Source organism: Actinopolymorpha alba DSM 45243 (assembly GCF_000373925.1).
GTDB lineage: Bacteria > Actinomycetota > Actinomycetes > Propionibacteriales > Actinopolymorphaceae > Actinopolymorpha > Actinopolymorpha alba.
The window spans coordinates 440,728-466,306 of the sequence record NZ_KB892707.1 but is presented as its reverse complement, the minus strand read 5'-3'; the positions used below and the strand labels follow the sequence as shown (position 1 = coordinate 466,306).

25 protein-coding genes and 1 riboswitch are annotated in these 25,579 nt (G+C 69.0%); of the genes, 13 read left to right on the top strand and 12 right to left on the bottom strand.

Annotation, left to right across the window (positions count from 1 at the left end):
* Window positions 1-23: 23 nt before the first annotated feature.
* From trpA to B141_RS38505, 4 genes are all read right to left on the bottom strand, one after another.
* A complete protein-coding gene (gene trpA, locus B141_RS0102065) occupies window positions 24-848 on the bottom strand; it encodes a tryptophan synthase subunit alpha (RefSeq protein WP_020573508.1) in 825 nt (274 codons plus the stop codon).
* On the bottom strand, window positions 845-2,092 hold the full coding sequence (trpB, locus tag B141_RS0102060; protein WP_020573507.1) for a tryptophan synthase subunit beta: 1,248 nt from the start codon (window positions 2,090-2,092) through the stop codon (window positions 845-847). Before trpB ends, trpA begins: the two co-directional genes overlap by 4 nt.
* Window positions 2,093-2,100: 8 nt before the next feature.
* On the bottom strand, window positions 2,101-2,904 hold the full coding sequence (gene trpC, locus B141_RS0102055) for an indole-3-glycerol phosphate synthase TrpC (protein ID WP_020573506.1): 804 nt from the start codon (window positions 2,902-2,904) through the stop codon (window positions 2,101-2,103).
* A gap of 288 nt (window positions 2,905-3,192) precedes the next feature.
* Window positions 3,193-4,149 (bottom strand): RDD family protein, encoded by a 957-nt coding sequence (locus B141_RS38505; protein WP_020573505.1) that lies wholly within the window; start codon window positions 4,147-4,149, stop codon window positions 3,193-3,195.
* A 188-nt stretch (window positions 4,150-4,337) separates the two neighbouring features.
* Between B141_RS38505 and B141_RS38500 the strand changes: the two genes are divergently transcribed.
* Window positions 4,338-4,790, top strand: a complete 453-nt coding sequence (locus B141_RS38500) for a DUF2752 domain-containing protein (protein ID WP_020573504.1) — start codon at window positions 4,338-4,340, stop codon at window positions 4,788-4,790.
* Window positions 4,791-4,891: 101 nt separating this feature from the next.
* Here the strand turns inward: B141_RS38500 and B141_RS0102040 are convergent, their stop codons facing one another.
* From B141_RS0102040 to B141_RS0102025, 4 genes are all read right to left on the bottom strand, one after another.
* Window positions 4,892-6,961, bottom strand: a complete 2,070-nt coding sequence (locus B141_RS0102040) for a GxGYxYP domain-containing protein (protein WP_020573503.1) — start codon at window positions 6,959-6,961, stop codon at window positions 4,892-4,894.
* Between the two features lie 305 nt (window positions 6,962-7,266).
* Window positions 7,267-8,493 carry an ornithine--oxo-acid transaminase gene (gene rocD / locus B141_RS0102035; RefSeq protein WP_202805616.1) on the bottom strand — a complete coding sequence of 409 codons (1,227 nt, stop codon included), beginning with the start codon at window positions 8,491-8,493 and terminating at the stop codon, window positions 7,267-7,269.
* An 11-nt stretch (window positions 8,494-8,504) separates the two neighbouring features.
* Entirely contained in the window at window positions 8,505-9,407 is a 903-nt protein-coding gene (ddaH, locus tag B141_RS0102030) for a dimethylargininase (RefSeq protein WP_337587597.1), read from the bottom strand.
* A gap of 162 nt (window positions 9,408-9,569) precedes the next feature.
* Entirely contained in the window at window positions 9,570-10,025 is a 456-nt protein-coding gene (locus B141_RS0102025) for an Lrp/AsnC family transcriptional regulator (protein ID WP_020573500.1), read from the bottom strand.
* Between the two features lie 128 nt (window positions 10,026-10,153).
* Between B141_RS0102025 and B141_RS0102020 the strand changes: the two genes are divergently transcribed.
* From B141_RS0102020 to B141_RS0102005, 4 genes are all read left to right on the top strand, one after another.
* Window positions 10,154-10,708, top strand: a complete 555-nt coding sequence (locus tag B141_RS0102020; protein WP_020573499.1) for a P-loop nucleotide/nucleoside kinase family protein — start codon at window positions 10,154-10,156, stop codon at window positions 10,706-10,708.
* Between the two features lie 125 nt (window positions 10,709-10,833).
* Complete coding sequence (locus B141_RS0102015) at window positions 10,834-11,472, top strand: GNAT family N-acetyltransferase (RefSeq protein ID WP_020573498.1); 639 nt, start codon at window positions 10,834-10,836, stop codon at window positions 11,470-11,472.
* 157 nt (window positions 11,473-11,629) lie between these two features.
* Window positions 11,630-12,334 (top strand): hypothetical protein, encoded by a 705-nt coding sequence (locus B141_RS0102010; protein ID WP_020573497.1) that lies wholly within the window; start codon window positions 11,630-11,632, stop codon window positions 12,332-12,334.
* A complete protein-coding gene (locus B141_RS0102005; RefSeq protein ID WP_157180731.1) occupies window positions 12,331-13,332 on the top strand; it encodes a serine hydrolase domain-containing protein in 1,002 nt (333 codons plus the stop codon). The genes B141_RS0102010 and B141_RS0102005 overlap by 4 nt, the downstream gene beginning before the upstream one ends.
* A 123-nt stretch (window positions 13,333-13,455) precedes the next feature.
* Here the strand turns inward: B141_RS0102005 and B141_RS38495 are convergent, their stop codons facing one another.
* The 4 genes from B141_RS38495 to hisI form a co-directional block, all read right to left on the bottom strand.
* The gene (locus B141_RS38495; RefSeq protein ID WP_020573495.1) at window positions 13,456-13,758 is read right to left on the bottom strand and encodes an HGxxPAAW family protein; all 303 of its coding nucleotides are present in this window, start codon (window positions 13,756-13,758) and stop codon (window positions 13,456-13,458) included.
* Window positions 13,759-13,832: 74 nt separating this feature from the next.
* Window positions 13,833-14,405 carry a Trp biosynthesis-associated membrane protein gene (locus B141_RS38490; protein ID WP_020573494.1) on the bottom strand — a complete coding sequence of 191 codons (573 nt, stop codon included), beginning with the start codon at window positions 14,403-14,405 and terminating at the stop codon, window positions 13,833-13,835.
* A complete protein-coding gene (locus B141_RS0101990) occupies window positions 14,402-15,907 on the bottom strand; it encodes an anthranilate synthase component I (RefSeq protein WP_020573493.1) in 1,506 nt (501 codons plus the stop codon). The genes B141_RS38490 and B141_RS0101990 overlap by 4 nt, the downstream gene beginning before the upstream one ends.
* Complete coding sequence (gene hisI / locus B141_RS38485; RefSeq protein WP_084678044.1) at window positions 15,904-16,341, bottom strand: phosphoribosyl-AMP cyclohydrolase; 438 nt, start codon at window positions 16,339-16,341, stop codon at window positions 15,904-15,906. The genes B141_RS0101990 and hisI overlap by 4 nt, the downstream gene beginning before the upstream one ends.
* Before the next feature lie 252 nt (window positions 16,342-16,593).
* Here hisI and B141_RS0101980 point away from each other — a divergent pair, with 252 nt between their 5' ends.
* From B141_RS0101980 to B141_RS0101945, 8 genes are all read left to right on the top strand, one after another.
* Window positions 16,594-17,031, top strand: coding sequence for a hypothetical protein (locus B141_RS0101980; protein WP_020573491.1), 438 nt, complete (start codon window positions 16,594-16,596; stop codon window positions 17,029-17,031).
* Window positions 17,028-17,228, top strand: coding sequence for a DUF6186 family protein (locus tag B141_RS38480; RefSeq protein WP_020573490.1), 201 nt, complete (start codon window positions 17,028-17,030; stop codon window positions 17,226-17,228). Before B141_RS0101980 ends, B141_RS38480 begins: the two co-directional genes overlap by 4 nt.
* Before the next feature lie 38 nt (window positions 17,229-17,266).
* Entirely contained in the window at window positions 17,267-17,806 is a 540-nt protein-coding gene (locus B141_RS0101970) for a GNAT family N-acetyltransferase (protein ID WP_020573489.1), read from the top strand.
* Between the two features lie 35 nt (window positions 17,807-17,841).
* Complete coding sequence (locus B141_RS0101965; RefSeq protein ID WP_020573488.1) at window positions 17,842-21,309, top strand: GH92 family glycosyl hydrolase; 3,468 nt, start codon at window positions 17,842-17,844, stop codon at window positions 21,307-21,309.
* A 60-nt stretch (window positions 21,310-21,369) separates the two neighbouring features.
* Window positions 21,370-22,002, top strand: a complete 633-nt coding sequence (locus tag B141_RS0101960; protein WP_020573487.1) for a TIGR03085 family metal-binding protein — start codon at window positions 21,370-21,372, stop codon at window positions 22,000-22,002.
* A gap of 218 nt (window positions 22,003-22,220) precedes the next feature.
* Window positions 22,221-22,339: riboswitch (TPP riboswitch) on the top strand.
* A gap of 117 nt (window positions 22,340-22,456) precedes the next feature.
* On the top strand, window positions 22,457-23,083 hold the full coding sequence (locus tag B141_RS0101955) for an ECF transporter S component (RefSeq protein ID WP_020573486.1): 627 nt from the start codon (window positions 22,457-22,459) through the stop codon (window positions 23,081-23,083).
* On the top strand, window positions 23,080-24,630 hold the full coding sequence (locus B141_RS0101950) for an ABC transporter ATP-binding protein (RefSeq protein ID WP_020573485.1): 1,551 nt from the start codon (window positions 23,080-23,082) through the stop codon (window positions 24,628-24,630). Before B141_RS0101955 ends, B141_RS0101950 begins: the two co-directional genes overlap by 4 nt.
* A gap of 67 nt (window positions 24,631-24,697) precedes the next feature.
* On the top strand, window positions 24,698-25,504 hold the full coding sequence (locus B141_RS0101945) for an energy-coupling factor transporter transmembrane component T family protein (RefSeq protein ID WP_020573484.1): 807 nt from the start codon (window positions 24,698-24,700) through the stop codon (window positions 25,502-25,504).
* Window positions 25,505-25,579 lie beyond the last annotated feature (75 nt).

The following is a 25,579-nucleotide window of genomic DNA, read 5'->3' as shown; positions in this document are numbered from 1 at the left end:
GGTGCGCGCCGCTGACGAGCCAGTCAGAGCACACGCCGCCGGACCCCGGCGGCGAGGTCCCGGGCCAACTCGCCGACCCCCGCCGCGGCCTCGTCAGGGGCATCGAGGATCCGCCGGACGAACGCCGATCCCACGATCACGGCGTCGGCGTACCCCGCGACCTCCGCGGCCTGGTCGCCGTTGGAGACCCCGAGTCCGACCCCGATCGGCAGGTCGGTGACCTCGCGGACCCGGTCGATGAGGTCAGGTGCTCCCTTGCTGGTCTGCGCGCGGGCACCCGTCACGCCCATCACCGAGGCGGCGTAGACGAACCCGCGGCAGGCGTCGGCCGTGATCCGCAGCCGCTCGTCAGTGGACGACAGCGCCACGAGGAAGACCCGGTCGAGACCGGTCGCGTCGCTGGCCGCGATCCACTCGCCGGCCTCCTCCGGGATCAGGTCGGGCGTGATGAGTCCCGCTCCCCCTGCGGAGGCAAGGTCGTGCGCGAACCGCTCCACGCCGTACCTCTCGATGGGGTTCCAGTACGTCATCACCAGCGCGGGGATCCCGAAGGACGCCACCGCCTCGACCGTGCGCAGGACGTCCTTGGTGCGGATCCCGCCCCGCAGCGCCTGGTCGGCCGCCGCCTGGATGGTCGGCCCGTCCATCGTCGGATCGGAGTAGGGCAGGCCCACCTCGACGATGTCGACACCCGCGTCAACCATCGCCCGGAACGCGCTGATCGCCCCGTCGTAGCTCGGGAAGCCCGCCGGGAGGTAGCCGATGAGGACGCTGCGGCCCTCCTCCTTGGCCTTCGCGAAGGTCGCTCCCACACCCGGTGCGCTGGGTTGGATGATGCGCTCGCTCATGAACCTTCCTCCGCCGCGGGCTCGTCGAGGAGGTCGAACCACCTCGCCGCGGTGTCCATGTCCTTGTCGCCGCGACCCGAGAGGTTGACCACCAGCACCGCGTCGGGGCCAAGCTCCTTGGCGACCTTGAGCGCACCCGCCACGGCGTGCGCGGACTCGACCGCCGGGATGATCCCTTCGGTGCGGGTGAGCAGCTGGAACGCCTCCATCGCCTCCGCGTCGGACACCGGGGCGTACGTCGCGCGGCCGGTGTCGTGCAGGAACGCGTGCTCGGGTCCGACTCCGGGGTAGTCGAGACCGGCCGAGATCGAGTGGCTCTCGATCGTCTGGCCGTCCTCGTCCTGGAGGAGGTAGGACCGGGCACCGTGCAGGACTCCGACCTGGCCCGCGGTGATCGTGGCCGCGTGCCGGCCGGTCTGAAAGCCGTCACCGCCGGCCTCGAAGCCGTACAGCCGCACGCTCTCGTCGGGGACGAACGCGGTGAAGATGCCGATGGAGTTCGATCCCCCGCCGACGCAGGCGCACACCGCGTCGGGGAGCCGACCGAGGAGTTCGAGCGACTGGGCGCGCGCCTCGTCACCGATCCCCCGGCAGAAGTCGCGGACCAACGCCGGGAACGGATGGGGCCCGGCTGCCGAGCCGATCAGGTAGTGCGTGTGGTCGACGGTCGCCACCCACTCGCGCAACGCGTCGTTCATGGCGTCCTTGAGCGTCCGGCTCCCTGACCGGACCGGCACCACCTCGGCGCCCAGCATCCGCATCCGGACGACGTTGAGCGCCTGGCGCCGGGTGTCTTCCTCGCCCATGTAGACCCGGCACTCCAGCCCGAGATAGGCGGCCGCCGTCGCGGTCGCCACGCCGTGCTGGCCCGCGCCGGTCTCAGCGATCACCCGGGTCTTGCCCATCCGCCTGGTGAGCAGCGCCTGGCCAAGGACGTTGCGGATCTTGTGCGCGCCCGTGTGGTTGAGGTCCTCGCGCTTGAGGAGGATCCGCGCACCGGCGACCTCCGAGAGCCGGGTGGCGTCGTACAGAAGGCTGGGGAGCCCGGCGTACTCGCGCGACATCCGGCTGAGCTCGTCGGTGAACGCAGGGTCCGCGAACGCCTCGGCGCGGGCGACATCCAGCTCGTCCAGCGCGGCGATCAGGGCTTCGGGAACGAACCGCCCGCCGAACCGGCCCCAGTGCCCGTGCGGGTCGGGTCCGGTGGTCGAGGCGGTCGTGAAGGCAGGTGCCAGATCAGTCATAAGGTCACTCAGTCGTGGTGGAGGGCGGGATGCGCGCCGGCCGCCACCAGGTCGGCCACCGCGGATCGTGGGTCCTTGCCGGTGACGAGGCTCTCGCCGACGAGAACCGCGTGCGCGCCGGCGCGGGCGTACTCGATCACGTCATGAGGGCCGCGGACGCCCGACTCGGCGACCTTGACGATGCCGTCCGGGATCCTGGGTGAAAGCCGGGCGAACACGCCTCGGTCGACCTCGAGGGTCTTGAGGTTGCGGGCGTTCACGCCGATCAACCTTGCCCCCGCGTCGACGGCCCGCTCGACCTCCTCCTCGGTGTGGCACTCGACGAGGGGCGTGAGCCCGATCGACTCCGCCCGCTCGATCAGCGAGACGAGGGCGTTCTGCTCCAGGGCGGCCACGATGAGGAGCACCAGGTCGGCGCCGTGCGCGCGAGCCTCCCAGAGCTGGTAGCTCGTGACCACGAAGTCCTTGCGCAGGACCGGAACGTCGACCGAGGCGCGGACGGCACGGAGATCGTCGATCGTGCCGCCGAACCGGCGGCCCTCGGTGAGGACGCTGATCACGGCGGCGCCACCGGCCTGGTAGTCGACCGCCAGCGAGGCCGGGTCAGCGATCGCGGCGAGCGCGCCCTTGCTGGGGCTCGACCGCTTGACCTCGGCGATCACCGCCACGCCGTCACCGCGAAGCACCGGCATCGGGTCGATCGCGTACGGCAGTTGGGCGGCGCGCTCCTTGAGGTCCTCGATGGAGACTCTCGCCTGGCGCTCGGCTAGGTCGGCACGCACGCCGTCGAGGATCTCGTCAAGGACACTCACGCGGTCGGTCCTTCCTGCGCGGCTTCAGAGCACGAGGGACCGCCGGCAGCAGCCCCACTCCAGCTCTCACGGACGTGCTCAGAGTAACGACGCCCGGTGGCCACTCCGACACCGGCCGGGTCGCTGGTGCTGGCGGACTCTCCTGCCCCGCGTGGACCTTGACCGCACCGCCGGGCAGAGCCCCGCCGCCCCGCTCCCCGGGGCCGACGTAGCGGCCCCGGGACAGGGAAAACGACTGGGGCCCCGCACCATGCGGGGCCCCGGTGACGTATGTCGCGACGGAGGACGTCAGACCTTGATGACGAGGGTCGACATGATCTTGTCGGCCAGCGTCTGACGCTTGGCGTCCCACAGCGGGAAGAGGAAACCGACGTAGCAGATGATCGCGTCCACGAAGTGGCAGAGCTGGCGGACGAACGCCATCCCGGCGCCCACCGGCTGGCCGTCAGACAGCCGGACGAGCTTGAGCCCCAGCACCGACTTGCCGACGGACTGCCCGGTCTTGCCCTGGCGGATGCAGATGTTCCAGATGAACAGACCAAGCGAGGCCAGCGACAGCACGAGCGCGACGATGCTCGTGCCCATCCCGCCGCCACCGCCGTTCATTGTCGGGTTGTTGAGGAAGTTCGCGATCGTGCCGGGGATACCGACGACCAGGTAGTCGATCAACGCGGCGCCGACCCGCTGGAGCCAGGTGCCGAGTTGCTCCCTGGTGACCGGCGCACCGGCGATCGGCTGGCCATACTGCTGGGCGTACTGGCCGTACTGTCCTGGCTGGCCGTAGGGCTGGCCGTACTGCCCCTGCCCCTGTTGTGCGTACTGTCCCGGCTGCGCGTACGGCTGGTCCTGCTGCGGGTACGCCTGGCCGTACTGTCCAGGCTGGCCCTGTCCAGGCTGGCCCTGTCCAGGCTGGCCCTGTCCAGGCTGGCCCTGGCCGTACTGGCCCGGCTGACCCTGGCCATACTGCGGCTGCTGACCGTACTGCTCCTGCCCGTACTGCGGCTGCTGGCCGTACTGCTCCTGCCCGTACTGCGGCTGGCTCTGGCCGTACGGTGACTGCTCCCCCTGGGAGTAGGGGGACTGCTGGGCGTGCTGGCCCGGCTGGCCCTGGCCGTACTGCTCTGGCTGGCCGTACGGCGACTGCTGGCCGTACTGACCCGAGCCGTAGGGCTGCTGCCCGCCGTGGCCCGACGACTGTCCCTGCTCCTGCGGGTCAGAGCCCGAAGGCGGGGTCGGCGTAGTCACAACCTGCTCCATTCTCGGAGGTCAATGAACCCGTGCAGGCTAGCGACCAATCCGGCGGAATGGGAACCAGTACGTACGGCGAGTCGGGCGCGCGTTTGACGTTTCCGCTACGGCGAAGTACCACCTCAACGCACCCGGTGAGATTTGCTGACTTCTGAGTAGGGAGGCCAAACGGTTACGGTTAAGAGGTGTGGAATTCCCTGGCGTCGCGGACCCGGAACGCGTCGCCGACACCCCCCGACCACACCCTTGCGGGAGTCGCCGCCATCGGTGTTGGCGGTCTGGCGTTGGCCGGCCTCTACGCCGCGACGGGTGGTGAGTTCGGCATTCCCTGTTTGTTACGCGCGACGACCGGCCTGGACTGCCCGTTCTGTGGCAGCACCCGCATGGCGGCCGCACTGCTCCACGGGGACGTCCTCGGCGCCCTCCACTTCAACGCACCTGTCCTCGTCGGCGTTCTCGTCGTCGCGTACCTGTGGACGAGTTGGGTGCTCCAGCGACTCGGGCTGGCCTGGCTTCCTCGACCACGGCTGCGCCCCCGAGCCCGCCGGATCCTGCCGGCCGCGCTCATCGTGATGGCCCTGGCGTTCATGGTGATCCGCAACCTGCCCTGGCCGCCGTTCACGGCCCTCCACGTCTAGCGACGTACGTCGAGAGGTCGCGAACTGGTGGTCCGATGGCCTTCCGGTCAACAGTTCGCGACCTCTCAGCGCGGCATTGGCTCGCTACCGCGCGGGACGGCTCAGCGCATGGCCCGCTTCACCAGGTCGAAGTACTGATCGCCGCGGACCACCTTGTACTCCGCGCCCAACGACGCGGCGAGTTGCTGGAGGTCCTGCGGAGTCATGCTCCACGAGAGGATTCCGAGGGCGACGAACCTCGGTGACTTCCCGTCCCAACCGGCCGTCGCGTCCGCGAGCGCCCGCTGGGCCTCGTCCGTGGCGCCGACGCCGCGGATCGTGGACAACGGCGTGCCTCCGGGCAGAAGCTTGGTGACGCTGGTGCCACCCCAGTTGAGGAACAACCCGCGCGGCGCGACGTCGTCGACGTACGCCTTCGCCTTGGACTCCGACAGATCCACGTCCCGGCCGTCGATGCGGTTCAGGACATAGACGATGTCCATGCCGGTGGCGTCCATGTACTTCCGGCTCGACCTTGTGAAGGTGTTGAACGTCTCGTCAGGCCAGGGGTTCGGGTAGATGTAGCCCGCACCGGACGGCCCGGCGATCAGAAGGTCGTTACGGGTCGCGGTCTTCTGGAAATAGCTGAGGAAGTTGGGCGCGGCGTCCTTGAGCAGTGGCGACGTGGTCCAGTTGATGGGAACGCTTCCACGACCCGGGTTGTCCCAGAGAATCCGCAGCCGGTGTTCGTTGTACTGCAGGTTGTCGCCTTCCGACATCGTGAAGGTGACGTAGATCTTGTTCTCCAGCGGCACCCTGGGCGCGGCCCCCTGGCCGTCGAGGATGGGAGCCTGCGCACCTGAGTGCACGCTCATGTTCTCGAACCAGTCCGCCGCGAGGACATACACGCCGTGTCGCGAGCAAAGCTCGGTGCCGCCGAACTCCCCCGCGATGTCCTGGGCGAACCATCCGAGGTACGGCGTGTTCGGCTGGACCTCGCTCATGATCCGCTCGAACAACGCCCGCTCCTCCGCGACGTTCGGGTCGAGCCAGAACGTCATGGCGCGGTTGGCCACGGCGTAGTCGCGCAGGTAGGCGTACCCCACCTTGCCCGGCCGGCGCGGCTCGGTCCTGCTGACGGAGACGACGTACTCGTTCCACATCTCCACCGACAGCGTGAGCGCCCGCGTGCCGGCCGGCGGGTTGAACTGGTAGACGAAGTAGCGGTTGCCGTCGGCGAAGCGGTGCAACGGCGGACCCAGGCTGGTCTGGGAGTTGCCGGTGTCGAAGAGGTACGGATCCTCGGCCTCGGTGCCGGGCACGAACTGCGCGAGCACCTGACCGTCGGCGCGGACGACGACCTCGTGGACCGCCGGACCCCAACCGTCGTTGGTGAAGGCGTCGTCGAACCTCACCCAGACCCCTTCGCCGCCCAGGTGGTCCTTCAGGTCGAACTCGTAGACCTTCCGGTTGGAGGCGTCATGAAGGTGGGTACTGGCCCGGGCGAGCGTCGTGTAGTTGGGAGGAACGCCCGGCGGGAGGCTGACGTCCTTCTGCGGTGGAAGCCCGATCAGCATGCGATGCGTGGTCTGCGGCCAGAGGTGTTCGAACTCCCACTGGTACGCCTCGATCCGGCTGGCGAAGCGCCCGCGGAGGTCCTCGATGACAGGGACGCCGTGCTCCTGCGTGAGCTTGTCCGCCAACCCGGGGCTGGCCACGACGCCGTCCTTCAGGCCGGCGAGGGTGGTGGCGACATTGATGGAGTCGGGCACCGCGGGATCGAAGACGATGCTGCCCCGGATCACCGAGCGATACTTCGCGACCAGCGACCAGGCGTCGTTCACCATGGCGTACGGCACCTTCAGGTCACGCAACCAGGTCAGGCGACCTTCGCCGTTGGCCGCGTCGTCACCGATGAGGTAGACGCGCGGCAGGGTGCGGTTGACAAGGCCCTGAAGCGTTCCCAGCAGGAGTTTCTCGTCACCTGACAACGGGACGATGTCTGTGACGTCGAGCGATTTCGGTGCGGCGAACCGCGGGAGGGCCTGGCCTTGCGGCCAGCTGATACCGCTGGCTCCCGTCGCCGCGTGCGCGGTCGGGAGGTCGATCGTCGACGCGGCCAGCGCCGCTCCCACACCCGCCAGGAACGCGCGCCTGCGCGGACGGCGGACGGATCCACGACTCAATGCCATCACCTCGACTTGGTAAGCGCGCTTCCCTTGTGTACAAGGCGCTTTGGGTGCACCGATTGTCGAGGACGGCTATGCCGGGTACAAGATCACTGGCCACACCAGGCCGCCGCATAGATATGGGTCGGGGGCACCCTTGGCCAATAGCGCCGTACAAGGGTGCCCCCGACCCATATCTGTGCGAAGATGCCCCGCGCGAGACCCCTCAATGATCACGTATACGTGGTCATTACCCGCCTTGCATGGCGTGGATGCCGCGTGAGGCAGGCAATGACCACGTATACGTGATCATTGAGCGTGCCTGCGTCCTAGCGGGTACGCAGAACGTCCGCGAGCTGGTCGACCGCCCAGTCGAGGTCGGCCGGCTCGGTCACGAGCGGTGGCGCGAGCCGGATCGTCGAACCATGGGTGTCCTTGGCCAGAACCCCCCGATCCGCCAGGCCGGCGCAGATGTCGCGGCCGGTTCCGAGCGCGGGGTCGACGTCGAGGCCCGCCCACAACCCGACTCCGCGCACGCTCACCAGCCCCTGACCGACAAGGCCCCGCAGGCGCTCGTGCAGGAGTACGCCGAGCTCGCGGCCCCGCGCTTGGTACGTTCCTTCGTTCAGCAAGGCGATGACGGCCCGCCCGACCGCGCAGGCCAGCGGGTTTCCGCCGAAGGTGCTGCCGTGCTGGCCGGGCCGGATGACACCGAGCACCTCCGCGCCTCCCACGACCGCGGACACGGGCACGATCCCGCCGCCGAGTGCCTTGCCCAGGATGAAGAGGTCTGGAACGACGCCGGCATGCTCGCACGCGAAGGTCGCGCCGGTCCGCCCGAGACCCGACTGGATCTCGTCGGCGAGGAACAGCACGTTCCGCTGCGTACACACGCGGCGGACCTCGGCGAGATATCCCTCCGGCGGCACGATCACGCCGGCCTCACCTTGGATGGGTTCGAGCAGAACCGCGACCGTCGTGTCGTCGATCGCGTCCGCGACCGCCTTCGCATCGCCGTACGGCACGATCCGGAACCCTGGGGTGTAGGGCCCGAAGTGGTCGTGCGCGTCGGGGTCGTCGGAGAAGCTCACGATGCTGATCGTGCGGCCGTGGAAGTTTCCGGTCGCCACGATGATGGTCGCCTGACCGTCGGGGACGCCCTTCACCTCGTAGCCCCACTTGCGGGCCACCTTCAGGGCGGTCTCGACGGCTTCGGAGCCGGTGTTCATCGGGAGCACCATCGGGTCGGGCCCCATCCCCGCCGTGCCCGCGAGGGCCGCGAGCTCCGCGCAGAAGGGTCCGAACTGGTCGTGGTGGAACGCCCGACTCGACAGCGTCAGCCGGTCCAGCTGGGCCCTCGCCGCGGCCAGCAGCTGGGGATGCCGGTGGCCGAAGTTGAGGGCGGAGTAGCCGGCCAGGCAGTCCAGGTAGCGCCGGCCGTCGACGTCGGTCACCCAGGACCCCTCGGCCTCGGCGACCACGACGGGCAGCGGGTGGTAGTTGTGCGCAGCGAAGCGCTCGGCGAGGCCGATGTGCCGCCCAGAGGCGGATGTCATGTCGTCGATCATCATGGCTGGCTCCCACGCTCAGGACCGCCGCCCACGCGGATCTCCAGGGTGCAGCATTTCGGCCCGCCTCCGGACTTGCGGAACTCCGACACGTCCACCGGAACGGCCTCGAATCCGCGCGCCTCGAGCTGCCGGGCCAGGCCCGCCGCCTGGACGGGAAGGACGACGTTCCGTCCATCGGATACGGCGTTCAGGCCGAGCACCATGGCATCTTCCTCGCTGGCGTGGATCGCATCCGGATACAGCGTCGCCAACAGCCGCTGGCTTTCCGGCGCGAACGCTGCCGGGTAGTAGGCGATGGTCTCCTCGTCGAGCACCGCGAGCGCGGTGTCGAGGTGATAGAGCCGCGGGTCGACCAGGGTCAGCGACACCACCTCGCGGTCGACGTACTCCTCCAGCTCGCGGTGCGCCCCCGGCTCGGTACGGAAGCCGGTGCCGGCGAGGATCCGGGTCGACGTCGTGAGGAAGTCACCCTCGCCCTCGGCGATCCCGAGCGGCAGGTACGCGTCCCGGACGCCGTGCTCGACACCGTGGGCCTTGAACCACTCGAGGTAGCGCACCGCCTCGGGCAGGCGTTCGATGTGCCGGAACCTCGACCCGAACGCGAGGCCGTCCACGACGACGGCTCCGTTGGCGGCGAACACCATGTCGGGCAGCCCCGGCGCCGGCTCGATCAGGCTGACGTCGTGGCCGAGGTCGAGGTAGGTACGCCGGAGCGCCTCCCACTGGGCGAGCGCGCGCTCGGTGTCGACGGCCTCGTCGTCGGGATGCATCCACGGGTTGATGGCGTACGCCACGGTGAAGTACGTCGGCCGGCACATCAGGTAGTGCCGCCGGGTAGCGGTCTGCGCGTTCATCGAACCCTCCGCACGGGCGTGGTGACTGCTGCACCACGAGCGTATGGAGCACCGGAGCGGTCATCCAATGCGCAGAACCTGCGTTGTGGCGGCGAATCGTTGCGTGGTTGAGTCCGGATCAAGCTGATCGTTGCGTCGCGGCGTTCAAACCTGACTTCGGGCCTCTTTGCGTACGTCCGACCGGCAGGGTTTCAGGTCGTGGCGGTGTCAGGTCGTGGCGGTGAGGCCAGGGCGCTCCAGGAGCCGGGAGAGCACGAGCACGCTCTTGGTGCGGGCGACGTAAGGCTCGGCGTTCATGCGTTCCAGCACCTCCTCGAAGTGGTGGATGTCGGCGGCCAGGACGTGCACCAGCGCGTCGGCCTCGCCAGTGAGGGTGCACGCGGACACGACCTCGGGGAACCGCGCGACGCCATCCCGGATCGTCGCGGGTGACGTCTTGCCCTGGCAGTACAACTCGACGTACGCCTCGGTGGTCCAACCCAGCGCCCGCGGGTCGACCTTGGCGGTGAACCCGGTAATCGCTCCGACCTGACGGAGCCGGTCGACGCGCCGCTTCACCGCGGGTGCCGACAGGCCGATCTTCGCGCCGATGTCGGCGAAGCTCGCCCGCCCGTCCTCGAGCAGCAGGGCGACGATTCGTTCGTCAAGGGGGTCCAGGCGCACGCGCACGCTCCTTCGGCCGGTCCCGACTATGAGGTCGCGCGACCTCTGATGCGACCCATTCTCCGGCGCGCCGGCCGGAACTCGGGGCGTCCGGACCAAGCCGCGCCGTTCGCGTAGCCTGCCCAATCATGGCTGACAGTCGTCTCGTCGTCCTGGTCAACGGTCTACCCGCGGCGGGAAAGTCGACGCTCGCGCCGCCGCTGTCGCGGGCGCTTGGACTGCCGTTGTTCAGTAAGGACGTCATCAAGGAGACCCACGCCGACTGCCTCGGCTCTGACTCCCCGGACGACCGGCCCCAGCGGGCCTGGAACGCCGCGCTCGGGCGAGCGGCCAGCGAGACCATGTGGTCGTTGCTGCGCTTCGCTCCGTGCGGTGCCGTGCTCGAGAGCTCCTGGCGAGCGGACGTACGTAAGTTCGTCGTCGCTGGCCTCGCGCGCGCCGGCGTCGACCGCATCGTCGAGGTGTGGTGCGACGTACCCGCAGAGGTAGCCCGCGAACGCTTCATCGCGCGGTGGCCGAGTTCGCACCCGATCCACGGCACCCTGATCTCCGAGGACGAGCACGACCAGATGGTCGGGCACGCCGAGCCGCTGGAGCTTGGGCCGGTACGCCGGGTCGACACCACCGGGCCGGTCGACGTGGAGGCCCTCGCCGCCTGGTGCCGGACCGCGACCACCGGCTAAAGCTGATCTGGAATCTCCGTCCGCGAGCTGGCAGGTCCGACAGGTCGAAGGTCGGTCCTGGCCGGACGGCTGGAAGACTGTGCGGGTCCCCCCGACGGAGGTATGTAGGAAATGGGCCAGATGTGATGGACATCCGTACATTCGAAGAATCCGACCGGGCCGAGCTGCGCGAGCTGTTCGGTCGTGCTGGCGAGGGCTCTCCATCCGCTTCGTTGTGGGGCCACGCGGAGTCTGAGGCGGCGGTCTATCTCGACCCGTACATGGACCTCGAACCCCATTCGCTCTTCCTCGCCGTCGTCGACGGAGCGCTGGTCGGCTATCTGACCGGCTGCGTCGACAGCTCGACGCTTCCCAGTGAGAGCGAACGCATGGCGAAGGCAATCAGGAAACACCGGCTGACCCTTCAACGGAGGCCGGCGGCCTTCTTCGCCCGGAGCATGATCGACCTGGCCGGGGCAGCGCTGCGGCGGCAGCCAATCGCCGGCGAGTTCGACGATCCTCGGTGGCCCGCGCACCTGCACATCAACGTCGCGCCCGAGGCGAGAGGTACAGGCGCTGCCGACAGCTTGATGAAGGGGTGGTTCGCCCGGCTCAGAGAAGCCGGCTCACCCGGGTGTTACCTGCAGACCCTGCGGGAGAACACCCGTGCCGTGAAGTTCTTCGAACGCATGGGTTTCGTGAAACACGGCCCGACCCCGCTGGTGCCAGGGTTGAGGTACGACGGCGTCCGGCTGCACCAGCAGTCCATGGTGTGGAGTGCTTGAGGTGGGGGTGGGCCCAACGGGCGAAGCCCGAGGGGGCCGGAACCACCCAGTCGGTTGAGGGAAGGCTCCAAATCCGCCCGCTCTTCCAATTAATCAGGTTGCGGGGGTCCAGAACAAGACTGCAATTTCTGGTCGTACGCCCGCACAATCGACCACCATGACCTGGGATCCGTTCGGCACCATCGGCACCACACTCTGGATCGGCGGCGCACAATGGGCGGGCAAGTCAACGATCGCCCGCATTCTCGCGAGACGCCACGGAGTGACGGCGTACCACTACGACTACCACGACGCGCGTGGCCACTACGACCGTCTCATCGCTCGCCACGTGCGACGCGGGGAGGCGTGGAAAGAACCCGACCCGGAATCGATGTGGGTACGCCATTCTCCTGAGGAGATGGCGCACGAGGTCCTTGACGGATTTTCGGAACGCTTCGAGTGGACGCTGGACGACCTGCGCGGTCTGGTCTCTGGGCGACCAGTCGTCGCCGAGGGGTGGGGACTTCGACCCGAACTCGTGGCGCCCCTACTCGATTCACCGGATCGGATGCTCGTCATGGTGCCGACGGAGGAGTTCCGGGCGTACCAACTGGCCACGCTCCCCCGGGCACAGGCACTCAGCGCCCCACTGAGCGATCCCGAACGCGGGCAACGCAACCGGATCGCGCGTGACCGGATCATCGCCGAGGACGCCGTAGGCTCGGCGCGCCGGCTCGGCATCCGGGTGCTCGAGGTCGACGGCTCACATGACGCTGAGGAGATCGCGACCGCCGTCGCCCACCACTTCGCGGCGTACCTCCCGACCGATCCGTGTGCCGCTGCGGCGGCACCGTCCACCGCGGATGCGAGGGGGTCGGTGTGACCGTGCGGAAGCTGAGCGAGATCGTCCGTGCCCACGTCGCCAGCGCGGTCCAGAGTGGCTACCTCGGTCTGGTCGCGGGCGCCGTTCTCGACGACCGGGTGAGCACTGCCGGCGGCGGCTCGACCGGCCGGACCGGCCCACCTCCAGACGCCCGCACGATCTTCCGGATCGCCTCGCTGTCGAAGGTCTTCTCCGGCACGGCCCTCGCGGTCGCGGCCCTCCGGCACGAGGTCGCGCTCGACGATCCGGTGGACCGCCACCTACCTGGTTGGTTCAGGGTTCCGGCGTACGAGGACGGGGCGCGGGTCCTCGTCGAGCACCTCGCGACGCACACGTCCGGACTGCCCAGGGGTACGACAAATCCTGCCGCCGGGGAGAGCGTCGAGGCGATGGCCGCGGAAGTGGAACAGATGTCGTTGTTGACGAGGCCCGGTGAGGTCCAGGAGTACTCCAACCTCGGCCCGGCCATCCTCGGCACGATGCTCGCGACGCGGGCCGGCCGAAGCTACGACGCTCTCATCCAGGAACGGATCGCGCAGCCGCTCGGCCTCACTGATGTGGTCCTCACCCTTGACCGGGCACAACAGGCGCGGCTGGCACCGGGCCACGACGAGGAAGGAGCGCCGACACACACTCCGACCTTTCCGACCGGTGCACCGTCGGGCGGGTTCTATGGTTCGGTCGCCTCCCTGGTCGGATTCCTCCGTGCGTACCTGGGCGACGCGCCCGCCGAACTCACCGCCGCGGCGGGGCTTGCGACACGATGCCACTTCAACGGTCCCGACGGGCACCGGATCGGGCTGCTGTGGCATCTCGACCGCGTTCCGGGGTTGGGAGCTGAGTATGCCTGGCACAACGGTGCGCTGCCCGGTTACCGCGCCTACCTCGCGGTCGCTCGTGAGGCCCGCGCTGGTGTCGTCGTCCTCACCAACCAGGCCAGGTCGGTGGACGAGATCGGCCGTGGACTGCTGACCAGCATCCTCGAGTCCGTCCGGTGATCATGATCGTGATCATGAGACGCAGCGGGCAATAGTTGATCAACGGCGGCTGATTCGGACACCGGCAGCGGGCCTGGCCTCATTTCAGGACCGTTGATCATTTTCGCGACAAGGCGCGGGACCTCAGGACGCTTCGACGCTCTCCTGCGACGTCTTCGCCGCGGCCGCGTCCAACTCGGCGCGGCTGTGGCCCTGCACCGGAGTGTTGCCAAGACCCATGCCGACCATGATCTTGCCGACGATCAGCCCGATGATGGGAATCCCGATGGCGGCGACGAAGAAGAGCCACCACGTCGCGAGCACAACGGCCACACCGGCGATCACGGAACCGACGAGAATGATGGCCACCGCCGTCCATGCAGCGGGGCTGTTCCCGTGACCGTGGTGAACGGTGTGTGCCGACCCGCCGCCTTGGTTGTTCGCCATGCGAAAGCCTCTCCTTCCGGTCCGACGCCTATTGTCGCGCCACCATCGGGCCGCGCCACAGCAGGGTCGGGTGATCAGTCCTGGACCGTGGGATCCTCACCACGGTCGAGCGCGGCCCACGGGTCAGTGTCGGTACGGCGGCGGACGCCCGGCGCGTCGTACCGCGAGCCCATCACCGGCCAGCGTCGCCCGCGTAGCAACGCGAGGACCCCGCCCACCGCGACGAGCAGTCCGCCGATCATGGCGACGATGGGCCAGCCGGTCGTCGCGACGTCCTTGGCGTACACGCTGAGGCTCGGGTCGTGCATCACCCGCTCCAGCGCCGACTCGGCGATCAGGCGGTCGAGCGACCAGAAGATCGCTCCGGCCACCACCACCCCGGCTCCGGTCAGGGCGAGCAGCCCTCCGACAAGCTGGCGTCCCCATCGCCGGGTCGCGAGCAGAGCCACCACCCCGGCCAGTGCGACGTAACCCAACGCCCGGGTGAGCGGGGACGCCTCGCCGCCGCTCACGTGGACCCGAGCCACCGGAAAGTCGGGGATCACCGATGACGCGGACAGCCAGGTCCGGCTCGCGGCGAGCAGCACCAGAGCCGCCCCGAGGAGAACGAGTCCCAGGGCTGTGAACACTTCCCGGCGGGTCGTCATGGCTGCGTGAACGTCTCCGCGATCGCGACGGCCCGTAGCGCGGCAGCCGCCTTGTTGCGGGTCTCGGCGTCCTCAGCCGGCGGGTCGGAGTCGGCCACGATCCCTCCCCCAGCCTGGACGTACGCGACACCGTCGCGCAGCAGGGCGGTACGGATGGCGATCGCCGCGTCCAGGTCGCCGGCGAAGTCGAGGTAACCGACCACACCGCCATACAACCCGCGCCGGGTGGGTTCGAGTTCCTCGATGATCTCCATCGCCCGCGGCTTCGGCGCACCCGAGAGAGTGCCGGCCGGGAAGCACGCGCACAGTGCGTCGAACGCCGTCCGCTCCGGCGCCAGCCGGCCCACCACGGTCGACTCCAGGTGCATCACGTGGCTGTACCGGCGTACGGTCATGAAGTCGACCACCTCGACGGTCCCGGGCGTGCAGACCCGGCCCAGGTCGTTACGGCCGAGGTCGACCAGCATCAGGTGCTCGGCGCGTTCCTTCTCGTCGGCGAGCAGCTCCTCCGCCAGGGCGTGGTCAGCCTCCGGGGTGGCGCCGCGCGGGCGGGTGCCGGCGATCGGATGGGTCATCGCCCGATCGCCCGTGACCGTGACGAGCGCCTCCGGGCTCGAACCCACGATGTCGAAGTCGCCGAGCCGTAGGAGATACATGTACGGCGAGGGGTTGGAGAACCTCAGCACGCGGTAGATGTCGAAGGCCCGAGCCGTGGTGCGGCGTTCGAACCGCTGCGACACCACGACCTGGAACGCCTCCCCGGCGCGGATCTCCTCCTTGGCCCGCTCCACCGCGGCCATGTGCTGGGCTGGGGTACGCCGACGCTCGTACGCCGGGTCAGCCTGCAGGTCGGCGGCGGCGACGAACGACGGAGTCGGCTGGGCAAGCGCCTTGGTCATCGCGTCCAGGCGTTCGACCGCGTCAGTCCAGGCCTGGTCGACGCGTTCGCCGCTGTCGTCCCAGTTGACGGCGTTGGCGATGAGGAGCAGCGTGCCGTCCACGTGGTCGAACACCGCGAGGTCCGTCGCCAGCATGAGCGTGAGTTCGGGGAGCTGGAGATCGTCTTCGGCCAGCTCGGGCAGGCGCTCGAGCCGGCGTACGGCGTCGTACCCGATGTAGCCGACCAGACCACCGGTCAGCGGCGGAAGATCGGGTAGGCGCGGCGTCCGCAGGCGCGCGATCGTCTCCCGTACCGCTTCCAGCGGGTCTCCGCCGTCCGGGAGTCCAACCGGCGGTGCACCGAGCCAGTGCGCCACCCCGTCGCGTTCGGTCAGTGTGGCGGCCGAGTGGACGCCGACGAAGGAGAACCTCCCCCACACCCCGCCGTGTTCGCCGGACTCGAGAAGGAACGTGCCGGGCTCGTCGCGGGCCAGCTTGGCGTAGACACCGAGCGGCGTCTCGGCGTCAGCGAGCAGCTTGCGGGTCACCGGGATCACCCGGCGCCCTGGCGCCAGCTCGCGGAACGTCGCGAGGTCTGGGCTCGTCGTCCCGAGCAGTGTCACTGGCCTGTGTCCCCTTCACCCGGCGCGTCGGCACGTTGTTCCTGTGGCGCGTCAGCACCCTGCGAGCCAGCGGGCATCGCCAGTTGGCCGGCGTCGAAGCAGGTGTGGTCGCCGGTGTGGCATGCCGGCCCCACCTGGTCGACCTTCACCAGCAACGCGTCGCCGTCGCAGTCCAGGTGTACCTCCTTCACCCACTGGTGGTGACCGGAGGTCTCACCCTTCACCCAGTACGCCTGCCGGCTGCGGCTCCAGAACGTGCTGCGCCTCGTGGTGAGGGTGCGATGAAGCGCCTCGTCATCCATCCAGCCGACCATGAGGACCTCGCCGGTGTCGTACTGCTGGATGACGGCGGCGACCAGCCCCTGCGCGTCTCGCTTGAGGCGCGCGGCGATCTCGGGGTCGAGCCCGCTGCTGGCACTGGGCATGCGGGCCATTCTTCCGGGTCCGGTTAACGGCGGTCCGACTCGGGTACCTCGGGTGGTCACACACTACGCAGGTCGACTGGACAGGACGGAATGATCACGTATACGTGGTCATTACTGACGATGCGGGGCATTGATGCCATGTGAGGCGGGTACTCGCCACGTTTACGTGATCATTCCGCGCCGGCCGCACGCTTGGCATCGTGCCCGCCAGCGCGCTTGGGCGATGCGACGGAAACGGGGGCGGCGGGAGATGATGGCACAGTGACCGTTGAGTCGACGGCAAGTCAGCGACAACCACTCACCTGGGTGCGGGTTCTGGGTGCCGCGTCCCTGGTGCTGCTCGCCTGGGTCGGCTCCGGTCTGCGTGCTCAGACCTGGCCGCCCACGATCGTCATCCTCATGATTGCCGGGATCGTGACCATGCTCGCGTTCCGCCGTCCGGTCGGTCGGTTGACGGGCCCAGATGCGGCACGCGTTCCCCACCCTCTACGTCGCAGCACCCTCGTCTGGGGCGTCCTCCTCGCCGTCGGGCTGCTCTGGGAGGCGTACGCGTTCTTCCACCAGCCGTCGCCGCTGACTCCGAGCTTCACTCACCCAACCCTCTCGACCCTGTTCGACCCGTTCCTGGAGTACCGCCCGGTGCGGTTCACCGGATGGTTGCTGTGGTTCTGGGCCGGCCGATCGCTGGTGCGGCTATGACGACCCGGATTATCACGATTCTTGGGTTCGTGGTGGTGTTCCTCGCCGCGGGCACGCTGGTGGCGGCCTCGTGGCTCCGCCCGGAACGCCACGCGAGGTTCACCGAGACCTTGCGCCACGTCACGAAGGGCCGGGCCATCCGGATTCTCGTACTCTTCTGCTGGGCTTGGTTGGGCTGGCACTTCCTGGCTCGCTGACGAGCCTCGCGCCAAGCCGCCGTGACCATGGAGCAGTAATGTCCCCCGAGCGTCCCAGCGTCCGATCGGTCCAGGTAGACGACATCGAGCAGGTCGCCGAGATCTACGCCCACTACGTCCGCTCCACCGTCGCGACGTTCGACGAGGTGCCACCGACGGTGGAGGTCTGGCGGCGCCGGGTCGACGATCTTGGCACCGCGGGGCTTCCGTTCCTGGTCGCTGACGCCGACGGCGCCATCGCGGGCTACGCCTACGCGAGTGCCTACCGCCCGAAACCCGCCTACCGCCACACCGTCGAGGACTCCATCTACCTGTCACCGACCTGGACGGGTAAGGGCATCGGGCGCCTCCTGCTGGCGGCGCTGCTCGCCAGGTGCGCCGAGGCGGGCGCCCGCCAGGTCGTCGCGGTGGTGGCCGATTCCGGAGACCCCGCCTCGGTCGCGTTGCATCGGGCGTTCGGCTTCGAGGAGGCGGGACGCCTGAAGGCGGTCGGCTACAAACACGACCGATGGATTGACACCCTGCTGCTCCAGCGTGACCTCAACGATCCGGCCGCCGGGCACGAACGGGCCGGCTGAGGAGTACCCCTGTGAGCGTGGCAGGCTGATCGCTCATGGCGACTCCGAGCACCACGAACGCTGGCACCCGCGGCTCCTCCACGCCGTCAGTCACAGGACGGCCCGCCGAGTCCCCCGACTTCTTCTCGTCGTTCGAGAGCGGTGATCCGGCGCCCCGCCTGACCAGCACGGTGGGGAACGCGGCCGACGCCAGGACCTCCGGAGTCGAGTATCAGCCGGACGGCTCGCCTGATCCCGCCGTCGCGGGCCTGGCATGCGGAGTCGACAGCGGCCCCACGCACTCGCCGACGGCCAAGCCGGGTGCGGGCTTCACCGGCACCCGCGCGTTGTGGTTCGCGGGTCACCACACCGCGACCGGCCGAGCGTATGGGTCCACCACGGTGTTCGACGTCGACATCGAGGTCGCTTCCGACACCGAACTCTCGTACGTCATCTTTCCCGAGTTCGGCCCCGGCGACCTTCGCTATCCGGCGACCTTCGTCGCGGTCGACCTGGCCTTCTCGGATGGCACGTACCTCAGCGACCTCGGCGTGCTCGACCACCACGGCGCACCGTTGACGCCGCGCGGGCAGGGTGAGTCCAAGACGCTCTACGCCGACCAGTGGAATGCCAAGCGCGCGCTGGTCGGCTCGGTCGCCGCGGGCAAGACGATTCGCCACATCCTCCTCGGCTACGACAACCCGGCGGGGCCCGCGACCTTCCGGGGTTGGATCGATGACATCCGGATCGGACGCCAGACGGTCGAGGATGTTTCTTCCCGGCCGTCCGACTACGTGGTCACGACCCGGGGCACCAATTCGACCGGCGGGTTCTCCCGCGGCAACAACATCCCGGCGACGGCGGTGCCCCACGGCTTCAACTTCTGGACGCCGGTGACCGACGCGGGCACGGTGCGATGGTTGTACGAATACCAGCGCGCCAACAATGCCGACAATCGTCCCGAACTCCAGGCATTCGCACTGAGCCACCAACCGAGCCCGTGGATGGGTGACCGCCACACCTTCCAGGTGATGCCGTCGGTCGACGCGGGGCCTGGCGTGCCCGATGCCGGTCGCGCCACCCGTGCGCTCGCTTTCCAGCACGACAACGAGATCGCGCGTCCTCACTACTACTCGGTGACCTTCGACAACGGCATCCGTACCGAGATCGCTCCGGCCGACCATGCCGCGATCCTCAGGTTCACCTTCCCGGGCGAGGCGTCGACGCTGCTCTTCGACAATGTCGATGCCAATGCCGGGTTGACAGTCGACGTCGAGCAGGGCGTGGTCAGCGGCTTCACCGACGTGGGTGGGGAACGCGCGTCCGGAGCCGGCCGGATGTTTGTCTACGCGGAGTTCGACCGGCCGGTGCTGGCGAGCGGATGCCCTTCAGGCGTTGACGATCGGGAGGAGGCGGCGGGCTACCTTCGCTTCGACACGTCGGGTTCTGATCCGGCGGCGAAGGTGGTCACGATGCGGATCGCGACCTCCCTCATCAGCGTCGAGCAGGCGAAGAAGAACCTCCACCTGGAGGTCCCGGCCACCGATTCGTTCGAGGCGATCCGCGAGCGCGCGCAGCGGGAATGGGACGCGAAGCTCGCGCTCGTCGAGGTGGAAGGCGCGAGCCGGGACCAACTGGCCACGCTCTATTCCAATCTGTACCGCCTCTTCCTCTACCCCAACGCCGCGCACGAGAACACCGGCACGACCGACGCTCCGGTGTGGATGCACGCGGTGCAGGCGGCCACCACCTCGCCGGAGAGCTCCACGACCCAGACGGGTGCGGAGGTGGTGCCCGGAAAGGCGTACGTCAACAACGGGTTCTGGGACACCTACCGCACCACCTGGCCGGCGTACGCCCTGCTCACCCCGCGGATGGCGGGCGAGCTGATCGAGGGGTTCCTGCGGCAGTACGACGACGGCGGCTGGATCGCCCGCTGGTCCTCCCCCGGATACGCCGACTGCATGGTCGGAACCAGCTCGGACGTCGCGTTCGCTGATGCGTTCCTCAAGGGAATAACGGGTTTCGACGCCCCGAAGGCGTACGACGCCGCACTCAAGAATGCCACCGTCAACCCACCACATCTGAACGTCGGCCGGAAGGGATTCGACAGCGCACCCTTCCTTGGCTACACCGCCGAGGAGGCCACCGACGAAGCGATGTCGTGGTCGATGGACGGCTACATCAATGACTTCGGTATCGCCCTGATGGCGAAGGAACTCGCCGCCCGCGCCGAGTCCGAGGACGCCCGCAGGAGGTACTCAGAGGAGTACGAATACTTCCGGAGCCGCGCGCTCGGCTACGTCCACCTCTTCGATTCTTCGGTCGGTTTCTTCCAGGGACGGCATGCCGATGGCAGCCGCCGGCTCTCACCGGAGGAGTTCGACCCGCGGGTGTGGGGATTCGACTACACCGAGACGAACGCCTGGAACATGGCGTTCCACGTCCCCCACGACGGGCAGGGCCTGGCCAACCTGTACGGCGGAAAGCAGGAACTCGCCAGGAAACTGGACGATTTCTTCGCAACACCCGAAACCGGCGAGGAGGAGTTCAAGGGCTCCTACGGCATCGTGATCCACGAGATGATCGAGGCTCGCGACGTCCGGATGGGGATGTACGGCCACAGTAACCAGCCGGCCCACCACATCAGCTACATGTACGCCTACGCCGGGCAGCCCGCCAGGACGCAGGAGAAGGTCCGCGAGGTGCTGGCCCGGCTCTATCTCGGCAGCGAGATCGGCCAGGGTTATCCCGGCGACGAGGACAACGGCGAGATGTCGGCGTGGCAGATCTTCAGCGCCCTCGGCTTCTATCCGCTGCAGATGGGCCGGCCGGTCTATGTGATCGGTGCACCGCTGTTCACCAAGGCGACGATCCACCTGGAGAACGGCCGGGACCTGATCATCAACGCACCGACCAACCGTGCCGAGAACCTCTACGTCCAGGGCCTGACCATCAACGGCGAGGCGTACGACAAGACCTACCTCCCCCACGACCTGCTGGCCCGCGGCGGCGTACTCGAGTTCGCGATGGGACCGGAGCCCTCTACGTGGGGTACCGGATCCGACGCCGCGCCACCGTCTCTCACGGCCGGCGAGGCACCACCCCGCCCGCTCGAGGACGTCACCGGCCCTGGGCGCGGCACGGCCTCCGCGAGCGAGGAGGACGTCGACGCGGCCGCGTTGTTCGACAACACCTCCGCGACCGCGGTGGCCTTCGGCTCGGCGACCCCCGCGGTGCGATACCGCGTTGACACCGCGCGGCAGGTCGAGTTCTACACCCTCACATCTGGGCCAGCGGCGGGTGACCCGAGCGGCTGGGTGGTCAGGGGTTCGCGGGATGGCGAGCACTGGACCGTTCTGGATGAGCGCGACGGTGAGGAGTTCCGTTGGCGCCGGCAGACCCGCCCGTTCAAGATCGCGACGCCGGGCGCCTACAGCTGGTACGAGATTCAGGTGACGGCGGCCACCGCCGAGACGATCTCCTTGACCGAGATCGAGTTGCTCGGTCGGGAGGGCGGCTGACCTCGTGCCGCCGGGCCGCTCCGTGGCGGTTGACGAGCGGCCCGGCCTACGATCGAGACCATGACTGATCACGCCCGGGCCGAACGCCACGCAATCGCCGATCTGCTCGACGCGGTGGGTCCTGACGCGCCGACTCTGTGCGCGGGATGGACGACCTCTGACCTGGTGGCCCACTTGGTGGTCCGCGAGGGCGACCTACTCGGCGCGGCCGGCATCCTGATCGGTCCACTGTCTCGGCATACCCGCGCCACCATGGACGGCCTGATCGCCCGGGTCGGTTACACCGGGCTGGTCGACCAGTTCCGGAATCCCCCGCGGTGGTCGCCGAGCCGGGTCGCCGCCCTCGACGAGGCCGCCAACACGATGGAGTTCTTCGTCCATCACGAGGACGTCCGCCGGGCACAGACGGACTGGTCGCCACGGGAGTTGCCGGCGGATCTGGAGGACCTGCTCTGGCGGCGTGTCACGAGGGCGGGGAGGTTCCTGTTCCGCCGGGCCGCGGTCGGGGTCCTGGTCGCGCGCCCCGATGGGACGACCGTACGCGTCCGTAACGGCGAGCCAACCGCCGTCGTGTCGGGCCAGCCGAGCGAGATCACGCTTTACATGTTCGGGCGCAAGGCGGTCGCCCGGGTCGAGATCGGCGGATCCGACGCCGCGGTGGAGGCGCTCGCCCACACGCCGTTCGGCGTCTGAGCCGCAGCGGCCACCCGGACCGCTCGTGGCTTCAAGTCACGCAGCTGCGACGGATTCAAGATCAACATGGGTTCGGATCGAGGGCAGGGTCCAGACCGTGATCGGCGGGCCGGTGCCGCCCCGGCGTGCGTGTTAGTGTCGCTGCGAAGCTTCAGTACGCAGCGTTCAGGCAACATCCGTTCAGGCACCAACAGTTCACCCAGCAGCAGTCCAACAACAGCAGACGACAGGGGAGCGCGGAAGCGCTGAGAGTGCGGGGTCCACCACGGTGGCAGACCCGCAGACCCTCGAACCTGATCTGGGTAATTCCAGCGCAGGAAGTCGGTCTGTCCGTCACGACGACGTGCGGCGCACCTGTCTCGATCACGGTCGAGCGGGTGCGTTGGTGTGTTCGCCGTACCGGCACCTCACGCTTCGCCCTCGTTCCCGCGGCTCGCGCAGGGAGGGCACTTCGATGGCGAACGACATCGCCTCGTCCAGTGACGGCAACTCGGGCACCGCACCACCCAGCACCCGCTGGCGCACAGTCGACATCATCGTGGCCGCGGTGATCGCGGTCGCGTTCGGTGTCGTCTTCGCCGGCTGGAACGCTCTGTGGGGGGCGACCGGCCCGGCATTCGCGGCGTTCCCACCGGCACAGGCGTTCATGTACGGCATGTGGCTGGTGCCCGGCGTCCTCGGTGGTTTGCTCATCCGCAAACCGGGCGCGGCTCTCTTTACCGAACTCGTCGCCGCCACCGTGTCGGCGTTCTTCGGCGCGACGTCGCCACTCTCGATCATTCTTTACGGACTGTTGGAAGGGCTTGGTGCGGAGGTCGTGTTCGCGGCCTTCAGGTACCGCAGGTGGCGCCTGCCCACAGCGCTCGCCGCCGGCATGGTCGCCGGCTTGGTGCCGGCCGTGCTCGACAACGTCATCTACTGGTACGACTGGGCGCTTACCTGGATGATCGTGTACGGCGGCCTGGTTGTCGCGAGTTCGATCGCCATGGCCGGCGTGGGCAGCTACGCGCTGGTCCGGGCCCTGGCACAGACCGGAGTTCTCGCGCCGTTCGCGTCCGGACGCGAACAGTCCCTCACGTGACCGCCACCGTCACCGCGCCGCTCGGGATCAGGGCCCACGCCTGGGGATTCCGCCACGCTGGGCGGCGTGCCTGGGCGATCCGCGACCTCGACCTGACGGTGGATCCCGGCGAGCGCGTCCTGCTCGCCGGGCCGTCGGGTGCGGGCAAGAGCACGCTCCTCACCGCCCTCGCCGGGCTGCTCGACCCCGACCAGAGCGGCGAGACCGCCGGATCGCTCGCGGTCGACGGGGTACCTCCGGCGCGGATCCGGGAGCGGATCGGTCTGGTGTTCCAGGACCCCGAGAGCCAGCTGGTGATGGCGCGCGCCGGCGACGATGTGGCGTTCGGGTTGGAGAACCACGCCGTGCCGGCGGACCAGATCTGGCCGCGGGTCGAGGAGGCCCTCCGCCTCACCGGGTTTCCGTACGGACCGGACCACCCGACCGGCCGGCTGTCCGGAGGGGAGAAGCAACGACTGGTGCTCGCCGGCGTCGTCGCCCTGCGACCATCCCTGCTGCTCCTCGACGAGCCCACCGCCAACCTCGACCCCGACGGCGCGGCACTGGTGCGGCAGGCCGTCGGGCAGATCGTTGCCGAGACCGGCGCGACGCTCGTCGTCGTGGACCATCGCGTCGACGACTGGCTCCCGCTGATCGATCGGGTGATGGTCCTGGGCGGTGAGGGTGGCGTACTGGCCGAAGGTGATCCGGGGAAGGTGTTCGCCGCCGACAGTGAGCGGCTCGCGGCTGCCGGCGTGTGGGTGCCAGGTCGCCTGGTGCCGCCGCGCCAGTCGTCCACCGGGATGCGGGAGCCGTTGCTCGCGGCCGAGCGCCTGACATACACCTATCCCGGTGCCGCCGGCTCGGCCGTTGCCGACGCCTCACTCACCCTGCGTGGCGGCGAGGCTGTGGCCGTCACCGGACCGAACGGCTCGGGTAAGTCGACGCTCGCGATGATGCTCGCCGGGTTGCTCACACCGACGTCAGGAGTAAGCCTCGCTCAGCCGGCACTCCGGGCGAGCCTTCCTGACCTGCCGCGTCGTGGCCGCCGGACGACCTTCGACCGGCCGCTGCACCGCTGGCCCGCGAACGCGCTCGTACGCGCGGTCGGCACCGTCTTCCAGGACCCCGAGCATCAGTTCCTCACACCGAACGTCCGCGCCGAACTCGCGCTCGGCCCGCGGATGGCCGGCAGCTCCCCCGCCCAGGCGAGCGCGCGGGTCGACGAACTCCTCGAACGCCTGCACCTGTCCCACCTGGCCGGTGCCAACCCGTTCACGCTCTCCGGAGGCGAGAAGCGCCGGCTGTCGGTCGCCACCACCCTCGCCACCGAACCGAAGGTCCTGGTACTGGACGAACCCACCTTCGGCCAGGACCGGCGTACCTGGCTGGAGCTTCTCCACCTGCTCGCTGATCTCCGGGACGAGGGGCACGCGGTGTGCGCGGTCAGCCATGACCTCGACTTTGTGTCGGCGCTCGCCGATCGGGAACTGCGCGTCCGGACCGGCCAGCTGGTCGCGCAGAAGGTGGCCTCAGGCGCGCCCGGAGCGAAGCGAGGACGCGCATGAGCGAGCGAATCATCAAGCACAGCGCCTCGAGTGCCTCAGGCGCGCCCGGAGCGAAGCGAGGACGCGCATGAGCATCGTGGCGGAACCCCTCGTCGACAATCCCCGCGCTCCCGTCGCCCGGCTCAACCCGGTGACGAAGTTGGCCGCCGCGTTCGTCGTCATCGTCGGGCTGCTCCTCACCGGCGATGCGGTGACGCCCGCGATCGTGCTCGGCGCCGAGCTTCTCGCGATCGCCGCCGCCGGGATCCGCTGGCGGGTCTTCGTACGCCGGCTCTGGTTGTTGTTCGTCACCGTGGGCGGGCTGGGGGTGTCCACGCTCCTCTTCACCGACCAGCGCTCCGGCGCGGACGTGCTCGACGCCGGCCCCGTGCACGTCACGACGGGAAGCCTGCTCGCCGCGACCGCGGTCATCCTCCGGGTCTTCGCCATCGCACTGCCCGGCATCGTCGCGTTGGCGTCGACCGACCCGACGGAGTTCGCCGACGCCCTGGTGCAGCACCTGCGTACCCCACCGCGGTTCACGTTCGGTGCGCTCGCGGCGTTCCGGCTCCTACCAGTGTTGGGCGACGAGTGGCGCACGCTCATGCTGGCGCGCCGGGCGCGGGGTATCGATGCCGGCCGTTCGCCGGTACGCCGGGCCAGGTTGTTCGCGTCGGGTGTGTTCGCGCTACTGGTGGGAGCGATCCGGCGGGGAGTCAGACTGGCGGCCGCGATGGAGTCCCGCGGCTTCACCCAACGGCCCGATCGGACGCTCGCCCGACCGCAACGTCTGCGCGCGGCGGACGGGCTCTTTGTCGCCGGCACCGCGGCGGTAGTGGTCGGCGCCACTGCCCTCAGCGTCGTCCTCGGGACGTGGCGCTTTCTGTTCTGGTAGCGGCTCCGGCCGTGGTGCCCCTGACAATTGTCATGCATGGAACAGCACGATCATTTTGGCCAAGGTCGAGAGAGC